The sequence below is a fragment of the Endozoicomonas sp. ALC013 genome, from assembly GCF_049310205.1.
GTDB lineage: Bacteria > Pseudomonadota > Gammaproteobacteria > Pseudomonadales > Endozoicomonadaceae > Endozoicomonas.
Window position 1 is genome coordinate 1 of record NZ_JBLYNS010000184.1, and the last position, 7,774, is coordinate 7,774.

Below are 7,774 nucleotides of genomic sequence, written 5' to 3' on the forward strand. Positions count from 1 at the left end.
GCGTAAACACCATGCCTTTAATAGAGACTGTGCCAATCACCCTTCGACTCCGCTCAGGGTGAACGGAGATTTTGCACATCAAACGCATTGGAATAATGTGCGGGTACACTGTTCCAATGTGTTTGATGGGTCTCTATCAATGACGCCCAAACTCCGTTCGTCCTGAGCGGAGTCGAAGGGCGCTAAGGATGAACGGAGATTGTACGCATCAAACTCACCGCAATGATGTACTGGCTGCGGCTGGGAACACAGAGTTACAAGCTGAACTGGTGCCCAAGATAAACGTCACGAACCGTCTGGTTGGACAGTACCGTATGGCTGTCGCCTTCTGCGATGATATGCCCTTCACTGACGATATAGGCCTTCTCACAGATATCCAGTGTTTCCCGGACGTTATGGTCGGTGATCAGTACCCCGATACCCCGGTTTTGCAAATGACGGATGATGGACTTGATATCACCAACGGAGATCGGGTCAACGCCGGCAAAAGGTTCGTCCAGCAAAATAAAGGTCGGGTCAGTGGCCAGGGCCCTGGCAATCTCTGCCCGTCTTCTTTCACCGCCGGATAGCGCCATGCCGGCACTGTCACGAATATGGCCAATATTGAACTCATCCAGCAGCGACTCCATTTTCTCGGCGCGCTGCTGTTTATTGAGGTCTTTTCTGGTTTCCAGAATGGCCAGAATATTGTCCCGCACGGACAGACGACGAAATATAGAGGCTTCCTGGGGGAGGTAACCGATACCGGCACGGGCCCTGTGGTGCATGGCCTGAAAGGTCAGGTCCTGCTGATCAATGCTGACTTTGCCGCCATCGGCTTTCACCAGCCCGACAATCATATAAAAACAGGTGGTCTTTCCTGCACCATTAGGGCCCAGCAGGCCAACGATTTGACCACTGTTAACCTGCAGAGAGACATCTTTCACCACCTCTCTGCCTTTGTAGCTTTTGCTAAGATGTTCTGCCTTGAGGATTGCCATCCGGTTGTCTGTTAACCTGAGTGTGAAAACAAAGTGTGTCGTTTAGAACGCTGCCCGCGTTCCATTATTTCGTGCTGGCCGCTTTTTCCTGACGGGGTTGAATCACCATCTGTACCCGGCCATTGTCTCCCTGACTGGGCGTGCCTTTGGCATTGACGGTCTGCAGTGTCAGGTTGTAGTCAATCTTTTCGCCGGTAAAGGTGTCTCCCTTTTGGGAGAGCTGGGCATTTTTGATCAGCTCAATCTGGTCACTGTCCACATCGTAGCGAATGGTGTTGCCCCAGGCCTGGACGATTCCCTGTTCACCGGGTTGCAGCTCTTCATAATAAGCCCTGGCCTTATTGCCCCGGGCAATGACCCTGGTCAACTCCCGATCCCGGGTGTAGATGGTAATAACATCACCGGTGATGCGTGTGGTGCCCTGGGTCATGACCACATCACCACGATACACAGACACCCCTTTTTTATTATCAATGTCAGCCGTGTCTGAATCGATCTGGATGGGCTGCTGGCGATCAGCGGGTAAGGCCATGGCCATAAATGGGACAAATAATAGCCCGACAAGCCATTGTTTGTTCAGGAGTGCTTTTGGTTTTGGTAGTCGTGTCATGGGTTATCGTTTCCCTGACAGGGAGATATCAATGATTGTGTGAATAATCAGATTACTCAGTCTCATAGACTCCCCGTACTCTGGACTTTAATTGAATCTTTCCCTGCTGGTACCATGCGGTCATCCCAATGGCTCGGGTCTCTCCGATGTCGCTGGTAATCAGCACAGGGCGATCGGTATCGGCAATTTCCTTATCCGTCGCAATGGTCAGGAAATCGGTGTCCATTCTGAGTTTTTGCTCATAGCCCTGTTGCCTGACGGACGGGCTGCTCTGGATAACCACGACATTATCCCACAGTTCAATATCTTTGCCACCGGGCAGTAATTTTCCATTCTCTGACGTTGACACAGTGAGTTGTCCACTGTCACTGAGGTTAGTCAGGATAGGTTGTTTCAGGAGTGTGTTGTCATTGTGGGGGTAATGGGTAATGCTGTCCGACTGCAACTGGTATTGCAGCGCTCCGGTAGCGTCGTACTCCTTAACCAGGGCATCCACCAGAAAGTAGTCGGCATCCTGGCGGATGATTTCCGAAGGGCTGGCACTGACCGTTACTATTGCACCGTCGTAGGTCCAATAGCCAGCGGCCAGCACTGGCAGGATTGCAGCGATAATAAGATGATTGCGATAGGTCATCCGGGTTCCGATACTGACAGCCTTGAGCTGATAAATAGCCTTGAGCCTGATAAACACCTTGAGCCTGATAAAAAGCGTTTAAACCACGCCCGCTTTCAGCAAGTCATGCATATTGATGGCACCAACAGCATGCCGCTCATGGTCAACACAGATAAGCGCATTGATTTTGCGATCATCCATAATTCTCAGTGCTTCAGCGGCGAGAATATCAGGGGTAATGGTGGTGCACTTGATGGTCATTACCTCGTCGATGGTCGTGTTGTGGGGGTCAACCCCGTGATCCAGTGCACGACGAAGATCACCGTCGGTAAAGACACCAACGACCACGTTGTTGTCATCAATAATGGAGGTCATGCCGAGACCTTTCCGGGTCATTTCCAGCAGCGCTTCACCCAGGCGTGTGCCTTTTTTCACCGTCGGGATTCGATTGCCGTCATGCATGATATCCTGCACTTTCAATAGCAGCCTGCGACCCAGGGCTCCGCCGGGGTGGGAAAATGCAAAGTCTTCTGCGGTAAAGCCACGGGCTTCCAGCAGCGCAATGGCGAGCGCGTCACCCATAACCAGTTGAGTGGTGGTGCTGGATGTGGGTGCCAGGTCAAGTGGGCAGGCCTCTTTATCAACCCCTGTGTTCAGGTTCACTTCAGCGGCTTGCGCCAGGGTGGACGCGGGTTTGCCGGTCATGCTGATCAGCGCAGCACCCATTCGTTTGAACAGCGGCAGCAAGGTGATGACTTCGCCGGTTTCACCGGAGTTGGAGATAGCCAGCACCACATCGTCTGCGGTGATCATACCCATGTCGCCATGGCTGGCTTCGCCGGGATGGACATAAAACGCCGGTGTACCGGTACTGGCCAGGGTGGCACTGATTTTACGGGCGATATGTCCTGACTTTCCCATCCCCACCACGACAATTCGGCCCCGGCATTCCAGCATTAACCGGCAGGCATTGCTGAAGTCTTCACCAACACGAGGCAGCAACGCTTCAATAGCATCCTTTTCGATCTGGATGGTACGACGACCAATTTCAATAAAATTCTGGTCAGAGGTCATTTCAGTAAAGCCTTTGCAGGAGCTGTCAGGATGTTGTGGCAAAGCATAACCTTTCAGACTCCGGGATAAAATAGTTCAGGGGGAAGGGAGCGTTCAGCTCCGGTTTAAACCGTCTGTACGTACAGCCATGTGCCATAGCAGGCATACCCTGCCAGAAAGATAATACCTGTAAAACGTCCCAGCGTTTTGGGTTTTTTACCGACGATGGCCATGGCCGCCAGCAGAACGGTAAATGCCAGCATCACGGTATAATCCCGGGAGAAAACGGATTCACTGATGGCTCCGGGACGAACCAGTCCGGGCATTGACAGAACGGCCAGCAGGTTGAAGATGTTTGAGCCCACCACATTGCCCAGGGCAATATCATGGTGGCCGCGCAGGGCGCTGGCTACCGATGCGGCCAGCTCCGGCAGGCTGGTGCCAATGGCGACAACCGTCAAACCAACGATCAGCTCACTGACACCCAGCAAAGTGGCGATTTCCGTTGCCCCCCAAACCAGAATCTGGGCGCTGACCAGCAGCAGTACCAGTCCGCCCACCAGTTCCAGGTACGCTTTGCCAGAAGGCAGCTCTTCGATCTCTTCAATCTCTGCCAGAGGTTCTTCAGGGTGGGATTTTTGCCAGGTCACCATCAGATAGAGGGTAACGAACAGGCCACTGAGCAGCACCAGGCTTTCTATAAGCCCAAGGTAGTTGTTGGCAAGGCAGGCACCGGCAATCACCGTGACCAGTAACAGCCAGGGTATTTCCCGTTTGGCCAGTGCTGTTTTGACCGGCAGTGGTGCGATAAGCGCGGTTAGTCCAAGCACCAGCCCCATATTGGCAATATTGGAACCAATGGCGTTGCCAACCGCAATATCGTTGTGTCCCTGGAGAGAAGACATCAGCGATACCAGAATTTCTGGCGCAGATGTACCGATGGAGACAACGGTCAAGCCGATCAGCATGGGGGATATACCCCAGTTTTTTGCCGTAGCGGCAGCTCCGCCAACAAAGCGGTCTGCACTCCAGGTGAGTAGTATGAAGCCAACAATAATGGCTGCTATGGCATAAATGGCAGGACTCATTCCGGGGGAGTTCTCAAGAATTCATATAAAGGAAGGAAGTGTAGGGAAAATCAGGCAGACAATGCAACTGCATTCCCCTCTGAATTGATCCTGTCAGCAGAAAATTCCTCCGATATAATTTGTCTGTAGTTGTCTGGTACATGGTTTCAATGTAATTGATGTACTGGAAGGTGCAATTAAAGTGTGAAACAGGTCATAATATCGGAACTGGAAGACTTTTACATTCTGTCTGTTGCAGGGATCTGCGAACCCAATGATGAATTCCATCTCCTCAGGTGAACAACACAGCAACGAAAACCGTACCGATAATTTTGTCGAGATTCGGGGTTTGACCTTTTATCGAGGTTCCCGGGCGATCTTCAAAAATATCGATATGGATATACCCCGTGGCAAAGTGGTGGGTATTATGGGGCCTTCAGGCACCGGCAAGACGACCCTGCTACGGTTGATTGGCCGTCAGCTGCTACCCGACCGGGGCTCGATTGTGGTGGATGGTCAGGATCTGGCTGATCTGACGAGAGATCAGTTATTTGTTCAGCGTCGTAAAATGGGCATGCTGTTCCAGAGCGGGGCACTGTTTACCGATTTGTCCGTTTTTGAGAATGTCGCCTTCCCCCTGCGCATTCACAGTCGGCTATCGGAAACCATGATCCGTGATATCGTACTGATGAAGCTCCATGCGGTGGGGCTGCGCGGTGCATGGTCATTAATGCCCAGTGAGTTATCCGGAGGTATGAGTCGGCGCGTTGCCCTGGCCAGGGCCATTGCCCTGGACCCTGAAATGGTGATGTATGATGAACCCTTTGTCGGACAGGACCCGATTGCCATGGGCGTGCTGGTGGAGCTGGTTCGTAAGCTGAACCAGGCGCTGGGCATCACCAGTATCATTGTTTCCCATGATCTTCATGAAACGGCCAGCATCGCGGATGTACTCTACCTGATCGCCGATGGTGAAGTGATTGGTTCCGGCACCCCTGAGGAGATGTTAAGTTCAACGGATGCCAGGGTCTGCCAGTTTATGCAGGGGCTGCCCGACGGGCCTGTTCCTTTTCACTTTCCTGCAGATGATTATCAAAGCGACTTACTGTCTCCGGGGGTATAAATGAAACTTGATGTTCTGGACCGGCTGGCCCAGCTTGGTCAGTCAGGTCTTGGTCATGTGCAGTCCCTGGGGCGGTCCGGTATTTTTCTGTTTCTGGCGATTTTTTCCCGGGCGGGGTTCTCTGGACGTGGCGCGCTGCTGGTCAGGCAGCTCTACAACGTTGGTTTTCTGTCGTTAATCATTGTATCGGTTTCCGGTCTCTTTATTGGTATGGTTCTTGGTTTGCAGGGCTACAGTATTCTGATTCGCTATGGCTCAGAGGGATCTGTTGGTCAGCTGGTGGCCCTGAGCCTGGTACGTGAGCTGGGGCCGGTGGTGACGGCACTGCTGTTTGCCGGGCGTGCCGGTTCTGCCCTGACCGCTGAAATCGGGCTGATGAAAGCGACCGAGCAGCTGTCCAGTATGGAAATGATCGGTGTTGATCCGTTAAAACGGGTCATTGCCCCACGTTTCTGGGCGGGGGTTATCTCTATGCCGTTGCTGGCGGCGATCTTCAGCCTGGTCGGGATTCTTGGTGGCGTCATCGTGGGCGTTGACTGGCTGGGAATTTATGAAGGTTCATTCTGGAGTGGCATGCAACAGTCGGTTGATTTTGTCGATGATGTGGGCAATGGCATGTTGAAAAGCCTGGTGTTCGGGGTTGTGGTGACCTGGATCGCTGTCTTTCAGGGGTACGATGCCGTTCCCACTTCAGAAGGCATCAGTCGTGCAACCACGAGAACGGTGGTTTATTCCTCACTGGCTGTTCTCGGATTGGATTTCATTTTGACCGCAGTGATGTTTGGTGAGCTTTAAGGAGAGAGCATAAAATGCGGATACGAACGTTAGAAATCAGTGTCGGTGCCTTTATGCTGGCGGGCATGCTGGCCTTGGTGCTGCTGGCGGTAAAGGTCAGTGGCCTGTCCCTGAAAACCGGCGGTGAAACCTATGAGCTGCATGCTTACTTCGATAACATCGGAGCCCTGAAACCCCGTTCCAAAATATCCATGGCCGGTGTCACCATTGGCAAAGTGCAAAGTGTTGAGCTGGATAAAGTGACGTACATGGCCAGGGTGGTTATGGATATTGATCAGCAAATCGATAATATACCTATCGATAGCACGGCATCGATTGTCACCGCAGGGCTATTGGGTGAGCAGTACATTAGTATCAGCATTGGTGGTGACGAGGCGTTTCTGCAAGATGGTGAGCGTTTTGAAGACACGCAGTCAGCGCTGATTATCGAGGAGCTGATCGGTAAGTTTCTTCTGGGTACGGTCAATAAAAGTGAGTAACGAAAGGTCAACAAACCCGGAGAAGCCTTCTCTGGCTAGCGGATGGAATGGATGATGAAAGGTAATCGACACGTGTTGGCTTTCCTGGTGGCGCTGTTATTTCAGTGGTCTTCAGCGGTCATCGCTGCTGAGCAGGTCATTGAGTCACCTCAGAAGGAAGTGGAAAACATTACCAGGGAGCTGCTGGCAACCTTTGAAAAAAATATTCATGAGTATAAAAAAAACGATGCTGCCTTTATTGCCGAGGTTGATCGCCAGCTATCACCTTCCGTGGCCTTCGACGCCATTGCCCGGGGGGTGATGGGTAAATACTCCCGCCGTGCTAAAAGCGGGCAAATTGAACAGTTTTCCAGGACGTTTAAAGACAGTCTGATCAGCTTCTATGGCAAGGCCCTGCTGAAGCTTGATGATACCCGGTTGACCATTGAGAAAGTTGATGCGGTACCGGATACCGTATTGAATGCCTACCGGTCAGGCAAGGCGCGGCTGGTTCCCGTGGATATGACGGTCAAAACGTCCTCCGGTACTGTGGCCATCTCTTATTCCATGGTGTATCAGGATGAGCGCTGGAAACTCAGGAATATCATTGTGGATGGTATCAATATTGGCATTCAGTTCCGTAATCAGTTTGCCGAAGCCATGAGCAAGTACAATGATCTCCAGTATGTTGTGGATCACTGGCCGGAAATCATGCAGGGTGAAGCAACGGAGAACAACGCTGCGGGCAAGCAGTCATGACCCTGGCAGTGGAAGCACCTGGCCGGTTTACCCTGAATGGTGTGGTTAATTTCACCACCTCCGCCGTTGTTGAAGAGCAGGGTGCCCGTTTGTTACTGACCTCTGGCGGTGACGACTGGGAAATTGACCTGAGCGGTATCTCCCAGGCCGATAGCTCTGCTTTATCGGTCTTTCTCTCCTGGATCCGGCTGGCAAAAAAACAGCAAACGTCTATCGAATTTGTTGGCATGCCTCATGAACTGGAGGCACTGGCTGAAGTCTGTGGTATTCAGCCATTGTTGAATAATGTGAACGGCCTGGAAAACTGACGCAGCCA

General features: G+C 52.1%; 10 protein-coding genes. 5 read left to right on the forward strand and 5 right to left on the reverse strand.

Annotated elements, in window-relative coordinates:
• Window positions 1-254: 254 nt before the first annotated feature.
• From lptB to ACO6V1_RS21345, 5 genes are all read right to left on the reverse strand, one after another.
• On the reverse strand, window positions 255-980 hold the full coding sequence (gene lptB, locus ACO6V1_RS21325; RefSeq protein ID WP_422449980.1) for an LPS export ABC transporter ATP-binding protein: 726 nt from the start codon (window positions 978-980) through the stop codon (window positions 255-257).
• Between the two features lie 64 nt (window positions 981-1,044).
• Window positions 1,045-1,590 carry a lipopolysaccharide transport periplasmic protein LptA gene (gene lptA / locus ACO6V1_RS21330; protein WP_422449981.1) on the reverse strand — a complete coding sequence of 182 codons (546 nt, stop codon included), beginning with the start codon at window positions 1,588-1,590 and terminating at the stop codon, window positions 1,045-1,047.
• Between the two features lie 52 nt (window positions 1,591-1,642).
• Window positions 1,643-2,281 (reverse strand): LPS export ABC transporter periplasmic protein LptC, encoded by a 639-nt coding sequence (lptC, locus tag ACO6V1_RS21335; protein WP_422449982.1) that lies wholly within the window; start codon window positions 2,279-2,281, stop codon window positions 1,643-1,645.
• Window positions 2,282-2,302: 21 nt separating this feature from the next.
• Window positions 2,303-3,277, reverse strand: a complete 975-nt coding sequence (locus ACO6V1_RS21340) for a KpsF/GutQ family sugar-phosphate isomerase (protein WP_422449983.1) — start codon at window positions 3,275-3,277, stop codon at window positions 2,303-2,305.
• Window positions 3,278-3,381: 104 nt separating this feature from the next.
• Window positions 3,382-4,344: a calcium/sodium antiporter gene (locus ACO6V1_RS21345; protein WP_422460569.1), complete on the reverse strand. Its 963-nt coding sequence runs from the start codon at window positions 4,342-4,344 to the stop codon at window positions 3,382-3,384.
• Between the two features lie 253 nt (window positions 4,345-4,597).
• Here ACO6V1_RS21345 and ACO6V1_RS21350 point away from each other — a divergent pair, with 253 nt between their 5' ends.
• The 5 genes from ACO6V1_RS21350 to ACO6V1_RS21370 are packed head-to-tail and all read left to right on the forward strand — an operon-like array spanning window position 4,598 to window position 7,766.
• A complete protein-coding gene (locus tag ACO6V1_RS21350; protein WP_422449985.1) occupies window positions 4,598-5,446 on the forward strand; it encodes an ATP-binding cassette domain-containing protein in 849 nt (282 codons plus the stop codon).
• Window positions 5,447-6,241: a lipid asymmetry maintenance ABC transporter permease subunit MlaE gene (mlaE, locus tag ACO6V1_RS21355; RefSeq protein ID WP_422449986.1), complete on the forward strand. Its 795-nt coding sequence runs from the start codon at window positions 5,447-5,449 to the stop codon at window positions 6,239-6,241.
• 14 nt (window positions 6,242-6,255) lie between these two features.
• Window positions 6,256-6,720, forward strand: coding sequence for an outer membrane lipid asymmetry maintenance protein MlaD (gene mlaD / locus ACO6V1_RS21360; RefSeq protein ID WP_422449987.1), 465 nt, complete (start codon window positions 6,256-6,258; stop codon window positions 6,718-6,720).
• 51 nt (window positions 6,721-6,771) lie between these two features.
• Window positions 6,772-7,458 (forward strand): MlaC/ttg2D family ABC transporter substrate-binding protein, encoded by a 687-nt coding sequence (locus ACO6V1_RS21365; RefSeq protein WP_422460567.1) that lies wholly within the window; start codon window positions 6,772-6,774, stop codon window positions 7,456-7,458.
• Window positions 7,455-7,766: an STAS domain-containing protein gene (locus ACO6V1_RS21370; protein WP_422460565.1), complete on the forward strand. Its 312-nt coding sequence runs from the start codon at window positions 7,455-7,457 to the stop codon at window positions 7,764-7,766. The genes ACO6V1_RS21365 and ACO6V1_RS21370 overlap by 4 nt, the downstream gene beginning before the upstream one ends.
• Window positions 7,767-7,774: the final 8 nt, after the last annotated feature.